Here is a 21124-nt window from a genome sequence, read left to right as displayed (position 1 = left end):
TTGTAATATGTTAGCATTGCTACTCGTCCTATTTTATGTGAAATGTACAAGTTCTGTTACAATCACAAATAAAAAAACCGCCTTATGTAAGGCGGTTTCTATCATCTTGCTTTAACCAATTTAAAATAAATATATACGATTGATAGTGAATATAACGTATGCAAAATAAAATAAATAAAAGTACTATTCCAACACCACTATAAAGTAAACCGAACTTTAAAAAAACATTCACAAGTGGTGGAAAGTTCATTATATTTTGTAATGTACTAAGCATACAAAATATAATGAAAAAGACAGGGACGTATTGTAATTCATACGGCTTTCTTTTCTTACTCATTCTTTTCCGAATGATTATATGACATAGTTCTGCTACTATAAAGCACCCTCCAATTAATACAAGACCAGAAGTCATTGTCATACATCCACCTGCCTTATATTTATTGTATCGCATAAATAATCATCGTTATATTTTCTTCACATACGCTCCATCTTCTGAAGTAAAGCCAAAACTCTCTATGAAAGAATGCGCTTTTTCTGTCAATTCCTCTTGTAGCACTTTTATTTCTTTCACATTTCTTTGTTTCATCATTTCTTCAAATGTAAAATACGTATTTGTACCATAACCATAACCTTGGTAATCAAAATGAATAATTAGCTGTGATAAAACAGCTCGTTCCTCTTGAACACTATAATCTATTACACCAATATATGTATCATCAACTTTCACACAATACTGTACCTTTTTCTCACCTAAACTATGCGATTTAAACATTTCTTTAACAACGCTTTCATTTTCTACAGTAACTTTCTCAAACGAAATCATATGTTGTCCATCCTTTTACTATTATTGTATCAATAATACTTCCTATTTATGAAAAAAACCTTAAGACCGTATGCGATCTTAAGGTTTTTCTAATTACACTAAGCTATACGCACGTTTTGTTTCTTCATGGAACTTATTCGTATCGTATTTATGCTCAACATAAATTTGGTGCCATACCATAAACGCAAGTACAGTCCAAATTTTACGGCTATAATCGCCTTTATCTGCACAATGTGCTTCCAGTAAGTTTAATACATACTGTTTGTCGATTAAATGCTCTGTTTTACTCTCGTTTATAATATTGATAGCCCAATCATGCATTTCGTCTTTTAACCAGTGACGAATTGGTACTGGGAATCCAAGTTTTTTACGATCTAATACGTGATCTGGAACGATTCCGCGTGCTGCTTCACGTAAAATAGCTTTCGTAGTTCCGTTAGCAATCTTAAGTTCAGTTGGAATTTTAGATGCAACATCGAATACTTCTTTATCTAAGAACGGTACACGAAGTTCTAATGAGTTTGCCATTGTCATTTTATCAGCTTTTAATAAAATGTCACCGCGTAACCATGTGAACATGTCAATGTACTGCATTTTACTTACATCATCATAATCTTTAATCTCGTTATACAATGGTTTCGTGATATCCATATAGTTAACACTTTCATTGTAATACTTCATTAATTCAGCTTTTTCTTCTTCACGGAAGATTTTCGCATTTCCATAGTAACGCTCTTCAATTGGTGTACATCCACGCTCTAGGAAGCTCTTACCTTTAAATCCTTCTTTAAGAGCACCACTCAATGCTTTTAGAACGCTCTTACCTGGGCTAGGAATGTAAGAGAACATTTTTAGTGAGTTTGGCTCACGGTAAATGTTATAACCACCAAATAGCTCGTCTGCGCCTTCACCTGAAAGAACAACTGTTACATGTTTACGTGCTTCTTTAGCAACGAAGTACAATGGTACAGCTGCTGGATCAGCTAAAGGATCATCCATATGCCAAATGATTTTTGGAAACTCATCCATAAATTCTTTCGCTGAAATGAATACGTTATGGTTTTTAACGCCTAATTTCTCAGCAGTTTCTTTTGCAACATCAACTTCACTGAAACCACGTTGCTCAAAACCAACAGAGAATGTTAAAAGATTTGGATTCATTTCTCTTGCGATAGAAGCGATGATAGATGAATCGATACCACCAGATAAGAATGAACCTACTGGTACATCACTACGCATATGCACTTTTACTGAATCATATAGTACATCACGAATTGCTTGGATATGCTCCTCTTTCGTTGCACCTGAAGCATTGAAATAAGGTTTCCAGTAGCGATGGATTTCCATCTCTTTACCGATTTCTTTTACGAAATAATGACCAGGCTCGATTTTATTAACATCAATTGTTAATGTTTCTGGCTCTGGGCCATATTGGTACGTAAAATAATGTTGTAGTGACGTTGGATTAACGCCTTTATCTTCCATCACATGCATAATACTTTTCTTCTCAGATGCGAAAAATGTAGTATCACCTTGCTGTGCGATGTATAGAGGTTTAATACCGAAGTGGTCACGTGCACCGAAAAGTTTCTTCTCTTCACGATCCCAAATCATAAATGCAAACATACCACGAAGGTAGTCTACACATTTTTCTTTCATATGTGCATACAATGCAATGATAACTTCTGTATCAGATTGCGTTGCAAACGTTGCACCTTTTTCAAGTAACATTTCACGTAATTCTACATAGTTGTAAATTTCACCATTAAAAATAATTACATATCGATCATTTTCATAAGTTAGCGGCTGATGTCCTGCCTCTAAGTCAATGATACTTAAACGGCGGAAGCCAAATTGTACATGTTCATCACGAAAATATCCTTCGTCATCTGGACCACGGTGGAAAATCATCGTGTTCATATTTTCAAATTGATGTTTTTCTGTTTCTGAAAACTCTCTAGGGTTTTCACATAAACATCCTACAAAACCACACATACTTCTTACCCTCTTTCGGTTTTCATTCTGTTTCTATACTACTATATCAACCCTATTTATACTAGCATAATCAACTGAATATGGCGACCAAAAACTATAAAAAAATCACTCCATTTCACATTTTTAACAATTTTTTATGAAAACATGAAAACTAGGCACTCACCTTTCTCCGCTTTTGTCATATGATATTGCAAATTGATTTCTAGGAGGGAATACCATGAGTGAAGAAAAAAAAGATTCTTCTCGCCCACCGGTTCGTAATTACTTAAAGCAAATTGATGATTTCTTCGAGCAAACACCTCTTCGCAATGTAATCGCTGATTTAAATCATTTTTTCCAAAAAGGAAACCGTTTATTAACATTCCCTGTAGATTTATATGAAGTTGGTGAAGAACTCGTTGTTACAGCTGAACTACCAGGTATACAAAAAGAGCAAATCCAAATTGAAATACAAAGTGAATACTTAAAAGTTTCTGTAAAAGAAGAGATACTCGAAGAGGAAGAAGAAGAAACATCCCATAACTATTATCGCCGAGAACGTTCCATTTCAGAAGCATCAAGATTAATTAAGTTGCCGTATTCAATTAATAAAAAAGCAGCAAAAGCTTCTTATCAAAACGGCGTATTAGAAATTCGGGCGCCGAAACTTCCCCAACAACATGATATTTTATCCATAGACTAATGCAAAAAAAATAAGGGTGCTTTGCACCCTTATTTTTAATCCACTAATCGCTTCATATCACGTATAATGTCTTCGTATGGCGTATTACTAATGCCACTATACTTTTTCATTACTTTTCCGTTTTGATCAATTAAATAAAATGATGTACCATGCATGACCTGACCGTTCTCCGGCTTATCTACAAGTGATTGGAAATTATCTTTTGAAAACTTTGTAATATCTTCTAACGAATATCCCGTTAATAAATTCCAGTTACTAGTATCCTCTGTAAACTTTTGAATAAAAGCTTTCAGATTTTCTGGTTTATCAAGGTCTGGATCTACACTAAATGAAACAAACTGAACGTCTATCTTCTCTTCTTTCGCCATCTTTTGCAGCTTGGCCATATTTGCAGTCATTGGTGGACAAACTGTTTGACAATTTGTGAACATAAAATCTGCAACCCAAACTTTCCCTTTTAAATCTTTTGTACCAAATTGCTTTCCATCTTGATTTGTAAATTGGAAAGTTTCTAAATCCCAATTTAATGGTTTACGAAGCTTTGAACCTGATCCACTACATCCAGCAAGTACAAAGAGACAAAATACAACCATAAGACCAATTATTTTTTGATAACGCTTCATTTATAAACCTCTTTTCTCTATCCTAAATTTAAATAGGTTATGTTTATAATAACAAAAGTTAACACTACGAGAAAATTGTTTACTACATTTGTTCACGAAATCGTACGAATTTACGTATGTTACTTCTTTATTTCAAGCGAATTACTAGACAAAATATATTTTTTTACTATTATTTCTATAAATAGAAGTGATAAAACTAATTTTATTGTTACTTTTGTAAATATCTTTCCCTATTTTTTAACAATCCCTTAAACATTAATCCATGTTTTACACTGTATTCCTTAACAACATTTCGGTACAATACAAATACAACGATTTTAAATGAGGTGATGTTCATGGCAAAGCGCTATGAAAATATGGATAATGTTAGTACAAAAAAATCAATTCGCTCTTTTTTACGCTGGCGTAAAGAACGAAAGCAAAACAAAAAAGATTTTTCTTTCTTAGTAGAACAATCACCCGTTAAACAAAGTGCATTTTTGCAAAGTAATGTAAAAAAAACGACTGTCACATGGATTGGGCATTCTACTTTTCTTATCCAAACGAATGGACTTAATATATTAACAGATCCAGTTTGGGCCAATAAATTAAAGCTAGTTCCAAGACTTACAGAACCTGGACTCTCTATAGAAGCACTACCTAAAATTGATATTGTCCTTATTTCACATGGTCATTATGATCATTTAGATTTTTCAACTCTTCGTCAGTTGAATGATGATGTTCTATACCTTGTACCTATCGGATTAAAAAAATTATTTACTCGTAAGAAATTTAAACATGTAGAAGAGTATAAATGGTGGGAAAGTACGATAATTAACGAAGTTTCTTTTCACTTCGTACCTGCTCAGCACTGGACGAGAAGATTCTTATTTGATATGAATACGTCTCACTGGGGGGGATGGATTATTGATAATGAAACGACTATGGAAACCATATATTTTTGTGGCGACAGTGGCTATTTCCAAGGTTTCAAAGAAATTGGTGAACGCTTTTTAATTGATATTGCTCTTATGCCCATTGGCGCTTATGAACCAGAATGGTTTATGAAAGTATCTCATGTTTCACCTGAAGAGGCCGTGCAAGCTTATTTAGATTTAAGCGCTACGCATTTTATACCAATGCATTACGGAGCTTTCGCACTCGCCGATGAAACACCTCGTGAAGCAATAACTAGACTTCGAAATAATTGGAATTTGCGCATGTTACCGTGGGAACAACTGCATGTACTCTTTTTAGGTCAAACTTTTATTTATAGTAACGCAACAAATGATAAGCAAATAAACGAAAAAATTGAAACTTTACATGTGTAACGTAACGACTGATTTTCTATATCCAACATATAATATAGAAAATCCTATAATGAAACTTTAATCAGTGGGAGTTTCTTTATCCCCACTGATTATTAACCTTCACCAATCGGGCTTTTACGGACAGCCCGCCACCTAACCTCTTTGCTCCAGCTAAATTTTGAGGTGGGAGTTTTACTGTCCGCAAATAGCGGGATAAAGGGTGTTTTCTATGAATGAATATTTACAGACTCGCTATATCATTAGCGGTAGTGCCTGTATAGCTCTTCTTATTTCTTACTTTCTATTTACATAAAAAAGCTACTTGAAATATATTTTCAAGTAGCTTTTTTATTACTCTGCTAAATACATAAATCCGATTGCACCCGGACCTGTATGAGTACTAATTATAGGCGTTGTATAGAAAATTTCTGATTGAGCAAACCCACTCACTTTTTCAACCGCCACTTTCATACTTTCAGCTAAAGGAATTGCTTTCGCATGCGGAATTGCAACAGCCTTTACAACTTTTCCAGCTGTATCTTGCTCAAATAACTTAGCTAATGTTTTTACAATTTGGCCTTGGCTACGAACTTTCGTTACAGGATTATAAACACCGTCTTCAAGACTAGCAATTGGCTTTATATTAAGCAGCGAACCGATAAACGCTTTTCCTTTACCGATACGTCCACCCTTCACTAAGTTTTCTAATGTATCTACTACTACATATAAACGAGTATTCTTTCTTACTTCATCTACACGTTTTAAAATTTCTTCTAGTGAGCGCCCTTCATTTGCCATTTTTGCAGCTTCAATTACTTGATATGCTAAAGCATGTGTAATAAATTGAGAATCAACAACTGTTACTTTTGTATCGGTCATTGATGCAGCACTATTTGCTGTTGCTACAGTACCACTCATTCCACTTGTCATATGAATGGAAAGTACTTCACTTCCATCTTCACCTAACTTGTCATACATTTCTACAAATGTACCCATTGCTGGTTGCGATGTTTTTGGTAATTCCTCTGATTTAAGCATTTCTTCAATAAATTCATCTGGTTGTAGATCAACGCGATCTAAATATGTTTGTCCATTTACAGAGATTGATAATGGTAGAACATGAATGTCATACTTCTCGATTACTTCTTGTGATAAATCTGCCGTTGAATCTGTTACAATTTTAATTTTTTGCATATTATATTCTTCCCTTTCCAATACGCTCTCCTTGTTATTATACTAGTATTCCCATTGCTTTCAACAATTTGGAACGAAATTTCATCAAATTAATTATATTTTTATATCTAAAATGAAAAAGACAGAGCTCCTAACCCTGTCTCTACTCTATATCATGCATTTTTTTCAAGAGTATTTGTTTTATATACATTTAAATAATCATTCCACTTCAAACAATTTTGTAAATATTCACGGAAAGAATATGAAAATCTTGGATGTTTTTGTTTTTGAATTTTTGCAATAAATAATTGAAGACGAGACTGAATTAGAAACGATAATGGATGCTGCGCCTGTAGGACAGGGATTTCGAATATTTTAATACAATCCCCTGTTGAATGAGTGAAATAAAAACTTTTCGTAATCACAATATCAATCCTCTTTTTCATTGGATTTTTGAACTTCCTCTACTTTGCGTTGTAACACGTTGTTTAAAGTGGAGTAAAATCAGACTTATATGATTTCTGTAGTCCTTATGGCTAGAAGATTTATACTCTATTCATCTCCACCTAATCCATCTTCCCATCCTAAATATCTCCGAGACGGGAATCTCATTATCCATCAATTGTTTAATACATTTAGTATAAGCTTATAAAAGCGCAAAGTTTGTCTAAATTTTGGAGATTCTATAATTTTTTTCTTCTATATATTGTATACGTTTATAGCTATAGTATAACCAATAAATAAAAAAGTGCCTTTATAACGAGGCACTTTTCGACTGCATTTCTTCTCTTTTCTTTTTCCTCTTACTAACAACCTTTGATAAAGCAATACTTACTTCATAAATACAAATAAGCGGCACCGCAACTAAACTATGAGATAAAAAGTCAGGCGGTGATATACAAGATGCAATGATAATCAGTGCTACGTAAGCATATCTTCTTATTTTTATTAAAAATTCCGCCGTAAGTATTCCAATACTAGTTAAAAACATTACAACGACTGGTAATTCAAAAATCACAGCAAATGGAACTGTTAAATTAAGTACAAAATGAAAATACTTTTCTGTCGTAAACATCGTATTAAACATTTCATTACCTATTGTAGTTAAAAAGTGAAATAGAAACGGCATTACAATAAAGTATCCAAAACATAAACCTGCGATAAATAATATAGACAATACCGGTATATACATTATTGTCATCTTTTGTTCATTTGGATGTAAACCCGGTTTTACAAATAACCAAATTTGTATAGCAGCAAAAGGAATTGTACAAACGATAGCAAATACTGTAGCAATCGAGAAAAAAATCCACAATACATCACTTGGACCGAGAACAGTTAATTTCATTGGTAAATCTTTTACAAGCCAAAAATAAATATCCTTTGTAAAAGTAAATCCAATAATTAAAAATAGTACAAAGGATAACACTGTATATATTACTCTTTTTCGAAGCTCAACAATATGTTCTACTACGCTCATTTCCCGATCTTCCATCTCGTTCACCACACTTTATTTATCCATTACAAGGAAAATACATTACAGTTTTTCTTTCTTTTCCTTTTCTTGAAATGCGTCATCTGTCAATTCTTTCGTTGATTTTTTAAACTCTTTTAACGTTTCCCCTAAAGCCTTCCCGATTTCCGGCAATTTTTTAGGTCCAAATAAAATGAGTACTGCTACTAAAATTAAAATTAACCCTGGAAAGCCAATATTTGAAAACATTTCCCCATCCCCTTTATTAGTAGTTTCCTTGTCCTACTATTACATAATTTTATTTTGTCAAAAAAGTTTGAAAACGTCAACAAATCCATTGCCTTTTGTCAAAAAAATTCAAAAATATAATCAATTATACAAATTTCATTTTCTATTGCTCTTGTGTATGATATGGTAAGGGAAATGACATATTATTTTATGATAGTAGAAAGGATTTGCATTATGACTGAAAAAATGACACGAATGACCCAATTTGTAAAAGAAGAAATTGCAAATGCAATTACACATGGTATCGGTGCCATTTTAAGCATCCCTGCCTTAATCATATTGATTATTCATGCTTCTAAGCACGGTACCGCATCAGCTGTAGTCGCATTTACTGTTTATGGTGTAAGCATGTTCTTACTGTACTTGTTTTCAACATTGCTACATAGCATTCATCATCCTAAAGTAGAAAAAATATTTACTATTTTAGATCATTCAGCCATTTACTTATTGATTGCTGGCACGTATACTCCTTTTCTACTTATTACACTTCGTGGCCCATTAGGATGGACGTTGCTTGCTATAATTTGGACACTTGCAATCGGAGGTATCGTCTTCAAAATCTTCTTTGTACGTCGCTTTATAAAGGCATCAACTTTATGTTACATCATTATGGGCTGGCTCATAATCGTTGCCATTAAACCACTTTATGAAAATCTAACTGGACATGGTTTTTCACTGCTTTTAGCTGGTGGAATTTTATATTCTGTCGGAGCTATATTCTTCCTTTGGGAAAAGCTACCTTTCAACCATGCCATATGGCACCTGTTCGTTTTAGGTGGTAGTGCGATGATGTTCTTCTGTGTACTCTTTTACGTCTTACCTACAGCATAATAAAAAAGGTTTCAGCTTACTATAAGCTGAAACCTTTTTTATTACTTATGTAATTGTGATGCGATAACTTCCTGTGTATGCTTCGTTAATTCTTTAATATCCATATTCGCATACTCTTCAGGTGTAATCGGCTTAGAAATTGTTACTGTTGCATGAGCTGACTTCATACGATTTCCATTCGCTTCAAACATCTTATATGTACCATCTAACGTTACAGGTAAAATTGCTACACCTGACTTTACTGCAAGATGGAAACTACCAGCCTTAAACTCTCCAACTTCGCCACCTTTACTTCTCGTTCCTTCTGGGAAAATTACGATAGAATGTCCATTCTTTAATAGTTCGATTCCATCTTTAATTGCTTTAAGAGATTGACGACGATCGCTACGATCCATAAATACACAATTCATAAGTTCCATCCAAGTTGGTACAACTGGGAACTTTTTAATCTCTGCTTTTGACACGAATCCAATTGGTTTATTTAAGTAACCTAGTAAAACAGGGATATCCATATTACTTTGGTGATTACTTACAACTAGTACCGGCTTGTCTTTCGGAACATTTTCAAGCCCTTTCACTTCTACTGTCCCTCCAGCTACACGTACCATTTTCTTACCAAACCAATTTGTCGTTTTGTACACAGCATTATCTTTTTCTTTTGGCGCCATCGTATTTACTTGTCTTTTAAGACGCCACATTCTCGGTGTAATCGCAATTACAATTAAAATTAAATAAAAGATTTTAAAAAACGTTTGAATCATACAGAACCCCCACCTATTATCATTCCGACCTTCATTATACTAGACAAACGAAGGAAAAAGAAGAAAAAAAGTCCAAACATCAAGTGTTCGGACTTTTTAAGCATTCTATATTAGAAACGTTTTGCTAATTCACGAGCATTAGCAATTGCCGCTTCTTTAATTTCTTGTGCTTTTTCAGGGTTTGCATTCATACCTTCAACTGCAATATAATCAGTATCATTTACACCGACAAATCCTAATACAGTTTTTAAGTGATTGCGTCCGAAGTCTACAGCTGCGTATGCTCCTTCAGAATATACGCCACCTGTTGCTTGAATGTGAAGTGCTTTTTTACCTTCTAATAAGCCGACTGGACCATTTTCAGTATATTTGAATGTTTTACCTGCGATTGCTACGTTATCTAAGTATGCTTTTACTACTGGTGGATAGCTAAAGTTCCACATTGGAGTTACGAATACATAACGATCTGCATGCATAAATGTTTCTAAGTTTGTGTTCATTGCTGCTACTTTTTGTTGTTGAGCTTCCGTTAAAGTTTCAAAGCCTTCACCTGCTGCAAATTTACCCCAAGCAGCAAATACATCTGCATCGATTGCTGGTACAGTAGTATTGAATAGATCAATTGTTACAACTTCGTCTTGTGGATGCTCGTTTTTATAAGCCTCGATGAAAGCTTCCCCTACTGCCATTCCGAAAGAACCTTCTGCTGAATTTGGATTTGCTGTGATAAATAGTACTTTTGTCATTGTATTCTCTCCCTTTTCTCTCTTTATCTTCAATTCAAGATTTGTTTTTTAAAAGTTAATAACTTACCTTATGTAAGTATAATACAAAAAGTTTTAATCAATGTCAATAAAAAATAGCTACTTTTTTTTCGTAAGTTAATGATTTATTTTGTTTCTCTAAAATTTAGTATACAGATATTAAGAATTCTCATACAAAAAGGCTACCTCTATAAATTATAGAGGTAGCCTTTTATTACATATTATTTTTGAAAAACATGTTTTACTTTTTCAGCTGGAATGTTACTTCCGCCTCTACCTTTTACATCTTCAATCATCATTGTAATGACCATATCTGGCGAATTCAAATCAAATGCAGCGAACCAGCCTAGTTCTTTTCCTTCGGCTTCTTTAGATACTTTTAATTCCGCTGTACCTGTTTTTCCAGCAAGAGTCATTCCATCAATCTTAGCAATTTTCCCTGTACCATCCGGATCATTAATTACTTTCGTCATAGCAGTTTTTAATATATCCTGATTTCCTTTAGAAATTACATTTTCTTTCCAAGCTTTTGGTTGTTTATCTGTTTTAATAATATACGGTGATGGAATCGTTCCATCATTTACAATTGGCGCATACGTTAAAGCTAAATGAAGAGGAGTCATTAATACTTGTCCTTGTCCATATCCTGTATCTGCCATTTGAATATCATTTTTAATACCGTCATTTGCAATTTTAGAAGCAGGGAATCCATATTCAATTGGTAGTTTCTCATCGAATCCGAATTTTTTCGCTTCACTCATAAACTTGTCTTTTCCGATTTTCAACGCTTCTTGTGCGAAGTAAATATTATCCGAGTATTTCATCGCCTTATCAAAATCAATCGGATTTGCATCTTTCACACGCGTTACATAATAATTACCCCAAGAAGAATCTTTTGTCCATTTTAACCCTTCAATTTTTAACTCTTCTTTCGGATCGATCGTTTTCGTTTCAAGACCAATTGCAGCTGTAATTGGTTTAAATACAGAACCTGGTACCGATAATTGTGTAAAGCGATTCGTCATCGGTTTTTTCGGATCATTATTCCAAGCTTCGCGTTGCGCTTTCGATGTTCCTCGTGCAATTAAATTCGGATCATATGCTGGACTACTTACTAGTGCAATTGTTTCTCCACTTTTCGGATTAATTGCTGCACTTGAACCAGCTTCGCCCTTCATTTCATTGTAAGTTTTTTCTTGAACAGCACTATCAATAGTTAAAGTTACGTTTTCTCCATCAACAGCATCTGTTTTTGCCAAGTTTTTAATTTCTTTTCCTTGTGCATCTTCTACAAAGACACGGCCACCTTTTTTACCGCGTAGCTTTTCCTCTAATACTTGCTCCAAACCAGCTTTACCAACTGGATCATCAGCTTGATAGCCTTTCTTTTGAAGCGTTTTTAAATCTTCAGCATTTACCTTTCCGATATAACCAGTTAGATGAGCTGCCGCTTCCCCTAATGGATATGTACGAACATTTACAGGTTTTGTTGAAACACCTGCTAAATCAATATACGTATTTTGCGTTGCCCCTTCAGGCAAAATTCCAATTGGTACGAGATACCCTGGTTTTACCCATTTAGCAGCTAATTTTTGATCAATTTCTTCTACAGTCATATTTAACAACTTCGCTACTGTCTCTTTCGTTTGCGGAGCAGTATCGTCTAATTTTTCTGGAACTATTCCAATTTCAGAAGCTTTCCCATTCGTTGCAAGACCTTTTCCATTACGATCGTATATTTCACCACGTTTTGGCTGTGTCGTCTGCATACGCACTTTACTATCTTTCGTCATGCCAGGGAAAATAAAATCAGGAGTCCAATCTATTTTCCAAGATTCTTTATCTCCATCTTTTTCTTTCACCATTTTTGCTTCATGGCCAAAAGTAATTTTACCACCAACTGTATCCATGCTTACTTTAAAAGGAACAGGGCCTTCATCTTTTTTATCTTCTTTTACTTCCCCTGTTTCTACCTTTAAGTCGTTCACTTCGATACCAGAATAAATTTTTTCATATTTCTCAGTAAACTCTTTCTTTGAAATATCTTTTTTTGCATTTTTTGATAGTTGATCATACATATCTGCAAATTTTTGTTTATTCCATGCTTTTACATATGTATCAAACGCTTCTTGTGGTTTTTCTTCTTTACCGCATCCAACTAACATGAATGCTAAGCAAAGAAAAAGAATCCCCCATATCTTTCTCAATCCATTCTCCTCCTCTTTCTATATTAGTACTTTTGCAAATTTTAGCATTTTTTACATGCTACCTATCATTATAGCACTATCGAATCTCATCTATAAACTTATATTGGTGAATATAAATAAAAAGATTGATGCGAATTCTCACATCAATCTTTTTATTTATTGTTGTTTCTCATATACGTGGTAATAATACGTATACGGGTTTTTTTCATCCGTTAAACCTTTTTCTACAAAAATCTCTTCCCAATTTGTCATATCTATTTCTGGGAAGAATGTATCTCCTTCAAATGCATGATGGATTTTTGTTATATATAACTTGTCTACATAAGGTAAAAAGAGATCGTAAATTTGCGCTCCGCCAAAAATAAAAATCTCTTCTTCATTTTTACATAGTTCGAATACTTCTTCTACAGAATGAACAACTTCACATCCTTCAACGTGATATCCTTCATTACGAGTTACAATAATATTACGTCTTCCAGGCAGCGGTCTACCAATCGCTTCATAGTTCTTTCTTCCCATAATAAGCGGGTGACCCATCGTTGTTTTCTTCACGTATTGTAATTCACTCGGTAAACGCCAAGGTAAATTATTATCTTTACCGATTACTCTATTTTCGTCCATTGCGACCATAAATGAAACAATCATTTTTTCATCTCCTCTACAATTATACTGCAACCGGTGCTTTAATTGCTGGATGTGGATCATATCCTTCAATCGTTAAATCTTCCATTTCAAAATCGAAAACAGATTTCACATCTGGATTTAATGTAAGTTTCGGGAATGGACGTGCTTCACGTGCCAATTGCTTTTCTACTTGTTCAAAATGATTTGTATAAATATGTGCATCACCAATTGTATGAACAAATTCCCCTACTTCAAGACCACATTCATGTGCAATTAGATGTGTTAGTAGTGAATAACTTGCGATGTTAAATGGAATTCCAAGGAATATGTCACCACTTCTTTGATATAGCTGACAAGAAAGTTTTCCGTCCGCTACATAAAACTGGAATAATGTATGACAAGGCGGTAATGCCATACTCGGTACGTCTTCAGGATTCCAAGCAGAAACGATTAAACGACGTGAGTCTGGTGTTATTTTAATCATTTCAATTACATCTTTTAATTGATCAAGTGTCTCACCGGCTGTCGTTTTCCAAGCACGCCACTGTTTACCGTATACGTCTCCTAAATAACCATATTTATTTGAGAAATCATCATCTTCTAAAACGTTCTTTTTAAACAATTCCATTTGCTCATCGTACTGTACTTTAAATTCTTCATCTTGTTGTGAGCGAAGACCGAAATCGGTCATATCAGGCCCAGTATACTCGTCACTTTCCACCCAGCTCTTAAATGCCCATTCATTCCAAATATTATTATTATGCTGCAATAAATAGCGAATATTTGTATCACCTTTCATAAACCAAAGCAGTTCACTTGCTACAAGGCGAAATGGTACTCTTTTTGTCGTTAATAAAGGAAATCCTTTACTCAAATCAAAACGCATTTGATATCCAAATACAGATACAGTTCCTGTCCCTGTACGATCTTCTTTCTTCGTACCATGTTCCATTACATGGCGGCATAAATTTAAGTATTCATTTTCAGCATGTTTCATATGTAGGAAAACCTTCTTTCAATCGTATATGCAATTTATCATAACATGAAAAATGGTAAAGTTAATAATCCTAATTAATAAAATTTCTTGCACTAATTCTTACAAAATTATTAACTTTCCAAATTTAAAAAGGTTTTCATTTTCTATTACCGAAAGTATAGTGCGGTAGAACAAAATTTATATTTGGAGGTTAGAAGTATGTCTAAAATTGGAACGCCTGTTATGACTTCTTTACAAACAACGGTTGAAAAAATGATGAAGGATTTAAATGTTCCTGGTGCTGCTGTCGCTGTAATAAAAGACGGTGAAGTTATTATTTCAGAAGGTTTCGGCTATCGTAATATAGAAACAAAAGAGGCTGTTACACCGCATACTCGATTCGCAATCGGTTCTTCAACGAAAGCTTTTGGCACACTTTCATTAAGTTTGTTAGCACAACAACAAAAATTTAATTGGGATAGTCCTGTCCAGTCTTATATACCTAACTTCTCTTTATCTGAAGTACTTGCTAGCTCACAAGTTACCGGACGAGATTTAGCTTCTCATCGAACCGGTGTAAGCCGTCATGAGGCTCTTTGGTATAGCTCTTCCTTATCTCGAAAAAATCTCGTTGAAAAAATAAAACATTTACCACTTGATGCGCCGTTCCGAACAGCGTTTCTATATAACAACTTAATGTATGCAACAATTAGCTACATTGTTGAAAACATTACAAATCAAACGTGGGAGCAATACACTACAGAACATATTTTAGAACCTTTAAATATGAGACATACAAACTTCTCTGTTAACGATTCACAAACTACAGATGATTACGCTTTACCTTACATTGAAAATGACGGTGAAATAAAAGCAGTTCCATTCCGTAACATCGATACAGTTGGCGCTGCTGGGTGTATTAATTCCACAATTGAAGATATGGCAAATTGGGTACTTCTCCACTTAAATGAAGGAAAATTTGGAGATCATGAATTAATCTCCTCTGAATTATTACAACAAATGTATACACCACACAATTCAATTCCCGACCAACCGGTTTTATCACTTCCTGAATCTCCATTAAATAGTTACGGTCTTGGTTGGTTTATTAGCGCTTACCGTGGTAATAAGGTAATTCATCATGGCGGTAATATTGATGGGTTTTCAGCACTTGTTTCATTCATACCAACAGAAAACATAGGCCTTGTCATTTTAACGAATGCTGGAGGAACATTACTTCCTACTTATCTCGCTAATCAAATTTATGACGAACTACTTGAATTAGAATCCATTGATTGGCATAAACGTGCTGTAGAAGATACTGAGAAAATGAAGGAAATGATGAAAGAAGCAACTGAATCGCTTCCTGAACAAATTAAAGGGACTACACCTTCTCACAAGTTAGAGGATTATACTGGTACTTTTGAACATCCTGCATACGGAACATTACAAGTATACAAACAAGATGATTCGTTATTTGTACAATTTATGGAGATGGAGGTTCAATTGCACCATCATCACTACGACATCTTCTCTGCAAAAATTGACTTATTCCAAATGAAAATGAGTTTATTATTCGCTTATGAAATGAATGTAAGAGGTGAATTCCCATCCCTTCAGTTACATGTACCTGCTATGTTAAGTACTCAGCCGCTTACATTTAAGAAAATTAAATAAGTATTTTGATGGTAAAAAATAAAGGTAGGTGCGAATCACACCTACCTTTTCTATTTCATATCAATCTTATCTGGTTGAAACCAAATCGGCTTCGATAATTCAAAGTTTTTATGATCTTCCAATACAATATGAAGACGCTCTAACGTATCATCCAACATATGCGGTGCTGCTCGTAATGTCCAGACAACTGATGAGAAAACTGTCATGCCAACGTACACCGCATATAATTTCCAGAACTCCTCTGGTATTCTCTCATTAAAGTATCCTTCTATTTGTCCGATTGAATATGGAATACTAATGTCTCTTGCAAATAATGCAATTTTTACGAAATCATGCAGTGGGTCGCCCCAGTCATAACCATTGAAATCAACTACACCTACATATTTCCCATCCCGTACAATTATATTTTCTAAATGAAAATCATCGTGTTGAAATCGATTTGGGCGATCCTTTACATACATTTCATTTTCATCTATAAACTTAATAATTTTATCATCATTTTCAATTTTAATTCCGCATGTTTTATACGCCTCTAAATATTTCCTATGTTTTTTCATTGCTCTTTCATACCACGGAAGTATATTCTTAGGAGCTTCAAGTGTATGCATTTTCACTAAATCTTTTCCTGCCTCTATGCCAATATCATATTGTTCTTTTGGTGAATACGTAGACAATAGTCTCTTCGCATCTTCCCCTTCTAAATATGAAAAAATACTATAGCATACACCTTCTTCTTCCAATATACCTATTTCAATTGGCCTTTGTGCCTGTACGTTACGTTTTACCATTTCATTTAAAATTTGAAACTCTATTTTCTTTCTTTCATACTCTTTTATATCGCCTGTCCGAAATAAATATTTTTCATTATTTGCATTCGTAATTACATATTTCTTATCTGGAGAGAAACCTTTAGAAATTTCTTCAATATTCGCTGCATCTTTTACAATTTGTATATTGTTTTGCTGCGCTGTAATTATCTTCATATCTATTCCCCTTACATTTCTGCATTTGGTGTATAGGCTACTTCTACAATAAACCCATTCGGATCGTAAAAATCAATCGTATAGTACCCTTCTGAATAATGATTCATTTCAATTGGACCACGTATTACCTTCACTTTCGTACTAGAAAGAAAATCTGCTACTTCATCAACTACTTCTCTATGAATAGCTTGATAACAAATATGTCTAGGCCCTAACGTCCTTACGATTTCCTCATCTACTTCTTTAAAGTATATTTCACTTTCTCCCGTGCTATATGCTACTTCATTTAACTTTCTCCATCCAATTATGAAAAACAACTTATTATAAAAAGAAATGGACTCCTCTAAATTTGCTACCCAAAATTCAATATGATGAATGCCTGCTCGCAGTGTATTCATATTAAGAATACGCTCCTTGTACTACTTCCACAATTTCCATCGGCTTATGAACCATGTAATCTGGTGCATCTTTTTTCACTGTTTCAATGACATCATATCCCCAAGATACCCAAATTACGTTCACTCCAGCCTTTTTACACGCTGCTACATCTCGCTGTTCATCACCAACGTATAACATATCTTTCTCTGTTATTTTTTTCGATTTTAAAAATCTTTTTATCATTTTATCTTTACCAAACAGATTTTTAGAACAATACACTTCTTGTATATTTTCTATATCATTCTTGTGTAAAAATGCCCGAATATGCTCTTCTGAGTTAGATGATATAACCGCAATACCGTATCCTTTTTTATATAGTTCATCTAATACATCCTTCATCCCATGAAATAAAACAAGATCTTTTATAGCAGGCTGATATAATTTATAAAACTCCAACGCTAATATCGGTAATTTATACAGTGGTACATCGAGTTGTTTACATCTCTCTGGCATCGTTAATTTACGTAAATGTTCAATTTCTTCTTCCTTTACCGTTTTATATCCGTGCTTTTCAGCAATTTGATTATAAATTGGTACAAATATATTTTGCGAATCTACTAATGTGCCATCAAAGTCAAAAACAATGTATTTTTGCATCTCCATACTCCTTTTACTTCTTTTTTCTAAACCTATGTTATTCAACAACATAGTTGTCTGTCCCTTCTATAAACATAAAAAAGAACAAGATTTTCTCTTGTTCTTTTTAAGACAACCATTTCGGCGGTACATTCGTATTCCAATAAATATTTCCTAACTCATGATGTCCAGAGTATCCATCATCAAAACGGTGATAATGGAAATTAAAATAATAACCATCTTGCGGCGGATGATCTCTTCTTACATGGAAACGCAATAAATCATTTCCTGATTTCGTATCATAGACGTGAAAAATCTTTTCATTATTTCCACCAGCTGGTTTTTGAGAAATCGCTAATGATTGTAGTGAGTCTTCTGGTACATCACTAGCAAGCTCAGCAATTGCCTCTTCAATTTTCGGTAATATTACATCTTTAAATTCATCTTCAATTACTGGACCAATTTTAGTACCAAACTTTTGCATCGACTGCTTCTCTGCTTCTTGCATTGCATAAGTAATAAAAGTATCGGTGGTTAACCTGTCATTCGTTTCTTCATATGTATAGGACGTGCTCTCCAAACTTTGTTGCCCAGCTGTGCTCGTAGGCTTGTCCGCAGCTTTGGCATTATCAAGCAATATGGAAGGAGGCGTCACTAAACCAAATGTAAATACGGTAATTAATGCGACTAAGGTTTTTCTAAACCAATTTGGCATTTATGTTCCCTCCCCTTTCACTCATTATTTTTTATATAACGGTGGTTTCTTCTATTATACAAAATGATTATAATTTTTGCACTTTACAATTTTGTTAACGTTCACATATTTTTCACTTGAATATGAAATTGTAAGATTTCATACAATATTAATACCACAATATTGAGGAGGCACTTAAATGACTTTAGATGTCATGTATTCCGCCGCAAGCATACTCGTTTTAGTATATTTTATTTATCAATGTGTTACAGACTAGAAAAAGAGCCGTCAATGGCTCTTTTTTAATGGTAAAAATACAATCCATACAATTAAGAAAATAAAAACAAAGCCACCAATCACAGCTGGCAATAAATAAAACTGGGCAAGTATAACTATTCCATACAAGAGTATTGCTGGTAGTAGTAAATAACGATCTGCCTTCCACCTTAGCAAAAGTAATTTTCCTTCTTCACAATATAAATGAAGAAACATTTTTTTCGTAAATTCATTCCAATAATCACGCGCATAGCGAGAAATTGCAACTACAGCAAATACAAGAACAATAGCTGCAATCCACCTTGGAGTCATGATTATACTTGCAGTACTCATACATACAATTTGAATATAAAATATTCGTGCAGTACTTGTACGGAAAAATTCTTTCAAAAAAGATTCGACAATACGAGAATCTGCTTTTTTCCTAATAGTCTTTTAGAACGCGGAAACATCCACGGTTTTTTATTCGAGCTACTCGGTTTAGCCGCATGACCACCAACTTGCATAATTCCGCTCGTCCAGCGCATGCTTTCCTCTTTTTCTTTCTCGATTTCTTTAAAAAAGAACTTTTTATAATTCATTTTCTCTTTTACTAATACACTACTTAAGAAAATTACTAGACCGATAAATAGAATTGAATAATATAGATTTTTATAAATAAAAAATAAACTAATTCCAAAAAAGGACAAGCTCATAGAAAATACTACATTTTTTACAATCCATAAAACCCATCGTTTCCCCACCTGTACATGAATAAATCTTGTTAACAACGACAACATAAATCGAAATATAGTAAAGAATACCCAAAATAATACGACTTGTATCTCTGTTACTCCGATACTTTTCATCAACACTGGTAACATAATAACGACTACTATTACATTCGTTATCGCTATTCGAACAAATGTGTACATCATGCCATACTGGACTAATTTTCGCATATGTGTTGCATACGAAATTAAAAATAAACTATCCGCTTGCTCAAAAAATGAACGAACTCCTCTCGGATATGTTACTAGATAAAATGCGAGTAATCCTAATCCGAAATAAATCGTCTCTTCCATTGATAATTCATTTATCCATAGTGACCTATAATAGATTCCCATAAATATAAGTGTTGGAATAATAATATATAACGCGACTGTCCAATCTGTTACCGAACATATAGACTTCCGCTGGAGCTCATGACATAATCTTTTATAAAATTGTTGTTTAATCATGTTGTTCACGCCTTACAATTATATCAAAGCAGTCTAGTAATGAGCTATCCGGCATTTCCGCTAACATTTGAATAGATTCTAAATGTCCATCTGCGACTAATGTACCTTGTGAAATGAGTAAAAATCTTTCACAAATTTTTTCAGCAGTATCCAATACGTGCGTACAAAGTAAAATTCCTGCTCCGCGCTCTTTTTCTTTATATAAATAACTTAAAAACTCTTTCGTAGCTACTGGATCTAAACCGATAAAGGGTTCGTCAATTATATAAAAATCTGGCTCAGTTAAAAACGCCAATATTAGCATCGATTTTTGTTTCATACCTTTTGAAAACTTTGATAAATATTCATGTTTATGCTTATCCATTCGAAAAGTATGTAATAATTGTCCCGCTCTTTCTTCCCAGCTTCCCATTTCACTTCCACGAGCTGCCATTAATAATTCAATATGTTCCCAGAGCGTCAAGTAATCATAGTATGTTGGATGTTCTGGTACGTATGCATACGGATTTTTCTTTTCACCGAATGATATTTCACCGTCCATATTTACAAGTAATCCGAGCATCGTTTTTATCGTCGTACTCTTCCCAGCACCATTTGCTCCAATAAGAGCAACTAGTTCACCTTTTTCGATAGAAAAAGCTATATCACGAATTGTTTTTTCGCCTATTTCATATCCAGCTGAGCGGATATTTACTTCTAACATGCATTTCCCCTCTTTCCATTTCCAATACAATCAAGGAAAAGAATAAC

The 21124-nt window shown here is 34.0% G+C and carries 22 protein-coding genes and 1 pseudogene; 4 read left to right on the top strand and 19 right to left on the bottom strand.

The features are described 5' to 3' along the window. Nucleotides 1-82: 82 nt before the first annotated feature. The 3 genes from C4S65_RS09590 to asnB all read right to left on the bottom strand — a co-directional run bounded on the left by C4S65_RS09590 (nt 83) and on the right by asnB (nt 2818). The gene (locus C4S65_RS09590) at nt 83-412 is read right to left on the bottom strand and encodes a hypothetical protein (protein WP_000200463.1); all 330 of its coding nucleotides are present in this window, start codon (nt 410-412) and stop codon (nt 83-85) included. Nucleotides 413-463: 51 nt separating this feature from the next. Next, a complete protein-coding gene (locus C4S65_RS09585) occupies nt 464-823 on the bottom strand; it encodes a GNAT family N-acetyltransferase (RefSeq protein ID WP_000622687.1) in 360 nt (119 codons plus the stop codon). A 93-nt stretch (nt 824-916) separates the two neighbouring features. Further along, entirely contained in the window at nt 917-2818 is a 1902-nt protein-coding gene (asnB, locus tag C4S65_RS09580; protein ID WP_000333814.1) for an asparagine synthase (glutamine-hydrolyzing), read from the bottom strand. A gap of 217 nt (nt 2819-3035) precedes the next feature. Between asnB and C4S65_RS09575 the strand changes: the two genes are divergently transcribed. Then, nucleotides 3036-3500 carry an Hsp20/alpha crystallin family protein gene (locus C4S65_RS09575; protein WP_001288084.1) on the top strand — a complete coding sequence of 155 codons (465 nt, stop codon included), beginning with the start codon at nt 3036-3038 and terminating at the stop codon, nt 3498-3500. A gap of 35 nt (nt 3501-3535) precedes the next feature. On the opposite strand, the gene C4S65_RS09570 is transcribed toward C4S65_RS09575, so the two are convergent. Beyond that, nucleotides 3536-4123 carry an SCO family protein gene (locus C4S65_RS09570; RefSeq protein WP_000833341.1) on the bottom strand — a complete coding sequence of 196 codons (588 nt, stop codon included), beginning with the start codon at nt 4121-4123 and terminating at the stop codon, nt 3536-3538. Nucleotides 4124-4458: 335 nt separating this feature from the next. On the opposite strand from C4S65_RS09570, the gene C4S65_RS09565 reads away from it, so the two are divergent. Further along, on the top strand, nt 4459-5433 hold the full coding sequence (locus C4S65_RS09565; protein WP_001129638.1) for an MBL fold metallo-hydrolase: 975 nt from the start codon (nt 4459-4461) through the stop codon (nt 5431-5433). Between the two features lie 330 nt (nt 5434-5763). On the opposite strand, the gene C4S65_RS09560 is transcribed toward C4S65_RS09565, so the two are convergent. The 4 genes from C4S65_RS09560 to C4S65_RS09545 all read right to left on the bottom strand — a co-directional run bounded on the left by C4S65_RS09560 (nt 5764) and on the right by C4S65_RS09545 (nt 8308). Continuing rightward, nucleotides 5764-6606: a DegV family protein gene (locus C4S65_RS09560; protein WP_042973291.1), complete on the bottom strand. Its 843-nt coding sequence runs from the start codon at nt 6604-6606 to the stop codon at nt 5764-5766. A gap of 152 nt (nt 6607-6758) precedes the next feature. After that, nucleotides 6759-7010 (bottom strand): DUF2535 family protein, encoded by a 252-nt coding sequence (locus C4S65_RS09555; protein ID WP_000629012.1) that lies wholly within the window; start codon nt 7008-7010, stop codon nt 6759-6761. Between the two features lie 329 nt (nt 7011-7339). Then, nucleotides 7340-8080, bottom strand: coding sequence for a twin-arginine translocase subunit TatC (tatC, locus tag C4S65_RS09550; RefSeq protein WP_000390119.1), 741 nt, complete (start codon nt 8078-8080; stop codon nt 7340-7342). A 42-nt stretch (nt 8081-8122) separates the two neighbouring features. Then, the gene (locus tag C4S65_RS09545; protein ID WP_000492442.1) at nt 8123-8308 is read right to left on the bottom strand and encodes a twin-arginine translocase TatA/TatE family subunit; all 186 of its coding nucleotides are present in this window, start codon (nt 8306-8308) and stop codon (nt 8123-8125) included. 213 nt (nt 8309-8521) lie between these two features. On the opposite strand from C4S65_RS09545, the gene C4S65_RS09540 reads away from it, so the two are divergent. Then, on the top strand, nt 8522-9178 hold the full coding sequence (locus C4S65_RS09540) for a hemolysin III family protein (RefSeq protein ID WP_000136889.1): 657 nt from the start codon (nt 8522-8524) through the stop codon (nt 9176-9178). Nucleotides 9179-9219: 41 nt separating this feature from the next. Here C4S65_RS09540 and C4S65_RS09535 read toward each other — a convergent pair whose 3' ends face one another. From C4S65_RS09535 to C4S65_RS09515, 5 genes are all read right to left on the bottom strand, one after another. Next, nucleotides 9220-9939 (bottom strand): lysophospholipid acyltransferase family protein, encoded by a 720-nt coding sequence (locus tag C4S65_RS09535; RefSeq protein WP_000616582.1) that lies wholly within the window; start codon nt 9937-9939, stop codon nt 9220-9222. Nucleotides 9940-10049: 110 nt separating this feature from the next. Further along, nucleotides 10050-10685 carry an FMN-dependent NADH-azoreductase gene (locus C4S65_RS09530; RefSeq protein ID WP_000170028.1) on the bottom strand — a complete coding sequence of 212 codons (636 nt, stop codon included), beginning with the start codon at nt 10683-10685 and terminating at the stop codon, nt 10050-10052. A 239-nt stretch (nt 10686-10924) separates the two neighbouring features. Next, nucleotides 10925-12910 carry a penicillin-binding protein 3 gene (gene pbpC / locus C4S65_RS09525; protein ID WP_098472047.1) on the bottom strand — a complete coding sequence of 662 codons (1986 nt, stop codon included), beginning with the start codon at nt 12908-12910 and terminating at the stop codon, nt 10925-10927. A gap of 156 nt (nt 12911-13066) precedes the next feature. Further along, entirely contained in the window at nt 13067-13555 is a 489-nt protein-coding gene (locus C4S65_RS09520; RefSeq protein ID WP_016081787.1) for a dihydrofolate reductase, read from the bottom strand. Between the two features lie 19 nt (nt 13556-13574). Continuing rightward, nucleotides 13575-14531 (bottom strand): thymidylate synthase, encoded by a 957-nt coding sequence (locus C4S65_RS09515; protein ID WP_098838383.1) that lies wholly within the window; start codon nt 14529-14531, stop codon nt 13575-13577. Nucleotides 14532-14729: 198 nt separating this feature from the next. Between C4S65_RS09515 and C4S65_RS09510 the strand changes: the two genes are divergently transcribed. Further along, the gene (locus tag C4S65_RS09510; protein WP_086406091.1) at nt 14730-16187 is read left to right on the top strand and encodes a serine hydrolase; all 1458 of its coding nucleotides are present in this window, start codon (nt 14730-14732) and stop codon (nt 16185-16187) included. Between the two features lie 50 nt (nt 16188-16237). On the opposite strand, the gene C4S65_RS09505 is transcribed toward C4S65_RS09510, so the two are convergent. The 6 genes and pseudogenes from C4S65_RS09505 to C4S65_RS09480 form a co-directional block, all read right to left on the bottom strand. Beyond that, a complete protein-coding gene (locus C4S65_RS09505) occupies nt 16238-17170 on the bottom strand; it encodes a phosphotransferase (protein ID WP_000692068.1) in 933 nt (310 codons plus the stop codon). An 11-nt stretch (nt 17171-17181) separates the two neighbouring features. Continuing rightward, nucleotides 17182-17568 (bottom strand): VOC family protein, encoded by a 387-nt coding sequence (locus tag C4S65_RS09500; RefSeq protein WP_001094661.1) that lies wholly within the window; start codon nt 17566-17568, stop codon nt 17182-17184. A gap of 1 nt (nt 17569) precedes the next feature. After that, nucleotides 17570-18205: an HAD family hydrolase gene (locus tag C4S65_RS09495; protein WP_042973285.1), complete on the bottom strand. Its 636-nt coding sequence runs from the start codon at nt 18203-18205 to the stop codon at nt 17570-17572. A 106-nt stretch (nt 18206-18311) separates the two neighbouring features. Continuing rightward, nucleotides 18312-18899 carry a YpjP family protein gene (locus tag C4S65_RS09490; RefSeq protein ID WP_001134421.1) on the bottom strand — a complete coding sequence of 196 codons (588 nt, stop codon included), beginning with the start codon at nt 18897-18899 and terminating at the stop codon, nt 18312-18314. Nucleotides 18900-19166: 267 nt separating this feature from the next. After that, a pseudogene (locus tag C4S65_RS09485) lies at nt 19167-20374 on the bottom strand (ABC transporter permease). Then, nucleotides 20367-21077, bottom strand: coding sequence for an ABC transporter ATP-binding protein (locus C4S65_RS09480; protein WP_000895248.1), 711 nt, complete (start codon nt 21075-21077; stop codon nt 20367-20369). The pseudogene C4S65_RS09485 and the gene C4S65_RS09480 overlap by 8 nt, the downstream one beginning before the upstream one ends. Nucleotides 21078-21124 lie beyond the last annotated feature (47 nt).

Source organism: Bacillus sp. ok061 (genome assembly GCF_900108285.1).
Taxonomy (GTDB): Bacteria; Bacillota; Bacilli; order Bacillales; family Bacillaceae_G; genus Bacillus_A; species Bacillus_A thuringiensis_S.
This window is presented reverse-complemented; position numbering and strand designations above follow the sequence as displayed.

Excerpts from the sequence above, each read along its gene's own strand:
- C4S65_RS09590 (WP_000200463.1), bottom strand. The coding sequence starts at position 412 with ATGACTTCTGGTCTTGTATTAATTGGAGGGTGCTTTATAGTAGCAGAA.
- C4S65_RS09585 (WP_000622687.1), bottom strand. The coding sequence starts at position 823 with ATGATTTCGTTTGAGAAAGTTACTGTAGAAAATGAAAGCGTTGTTAAA.
- asnB (WP_000333814.1), bottom strand. The coding sequence starts at position 2,818 with ATGTGTGGTTTTGTAGGATGTTTATGTGAAAACCCTAGAGAGTTTTCA.
- C4S65_RS09575 (WP_001288084.1), top strand. The coding sequence starts at position 3,036 with ATGAGTGAAGAAAAAAAAGATTCTTCTCGCCCACCGGTTCGTAATTAC.
- C4S65_RS09570 (WP_000833341.1), bottom strand. The coding sequence starts at position 4,123 with ATGAAGCGTTATCAAAAAATAATTGGTCTTATGGTTGTATTTTGTCTC.
- C4S65_RS09565 (WP_001129638.1), top strand. The coding sequence starts at position 4,459 with ATGGCAAAGCGCTATGAAAATATGGATAATGTTAGTACAAAAAAATCA.
- C4S65_RS09560 (WP_042973291.1), bottom strand. The coding sequence starts at position 6,606 with ATGCAAAAAATTAAAATTGTAACAGATTCAACGGCAGATTTATCACAA.
- tatC (WP_000390119.1), bottom strand. The coding sequence starts at position 8,080 with ATGGAAGATCGGGAAATGAGCGTAGTAGAACATATTGTTGAGCTTCGA.
- C4S65_RS09545 (WP_000492442.1), bottom strand. The coding sequence starts at position 8,308 with ATGTTTTCAAATATTGGCTTTCCAGGGTTAATTTTAATTTTAGTAGCA.
- C4S65_RS09540 (WP_000136889.1), top strand. The coding sequence starts at position 8,522 with ATGACTGAAAAAATGACACGAATGACCCAATTTGTAAAAGAAGAAATT.
- C4S65_RS09535 (WP_000616582.1), bottom strand. The coding sequence starts at position 9,939 with ATGATTCAAACGTTTTTTAAAATCTTTTATTTAATTTTAATTGTAATT.
- C4S65_RS09530 (WP_000170028.1), bottom strand. The coding sequence starts at position 10,685 with ATGACAAAAGTACTATTTATCACAGCAAATCCAAATTCAGCAGAAGGT.
- C4S65_RS09520 (WP_016081787.1), bottom strand. The coding sequence starts at position 13,555 with ATGATTGTTTCATTTATGGTCGCAATGGACGAAAATAGAGTAATCGGT.
- C4S65_RS09515 (WP_098838383.1), bottom strand. The coding sequence starts at position 14,531 with ATGAAACATGCTGAAAATGAATACTTAAATTTATGCCGCCATGTAATG.
- C4S65_RS09510 (WP_086406091.1), top strand. The coding sequence starts at position 14,730 with ATGTCTAAAATTGGAACGCCTGTTATGACTTCTTTACAAACAACGGTT.
- C4S65_RS09505 (WP_000692068.1), bottom strand. The coding sequence starts at position 17,170 with ATGAAGATAATTACAGCGCAGCAAAACAATATACAAATTGTAAAAGAT.
- C4S65_RS09500 (WP_001094661.1), bottom strand. The coding sequence starts at position 17,568 with ATGAATACACTGCGAGCAGGCATTCATCATATTGAATTTTGGGTAGCA.
- C4S65_RS09495 (WP_042973285.1), bottom strand. The coding sequence starts at position 18,205 with ATGCAAAAATACATTGTTTTTGACTTTGATGGCACATTAGTAGATTCG.
- C4S65_RS09490 (WP_001134421.1), bottom strand. The coding sequence starts at position 18,899 with ATGCCAAATTGGTTTAGAAAAACCTTAGTCGCATTAATTACCGTATTT.
- C4S65_RS09480 (WP_000895248.1), bottom strand. The coding sequence starts at position 21,077 with ATGTTAGAAGTAAATATCCGCTCAGCTGGATATGAAATAGGCGAAAAA.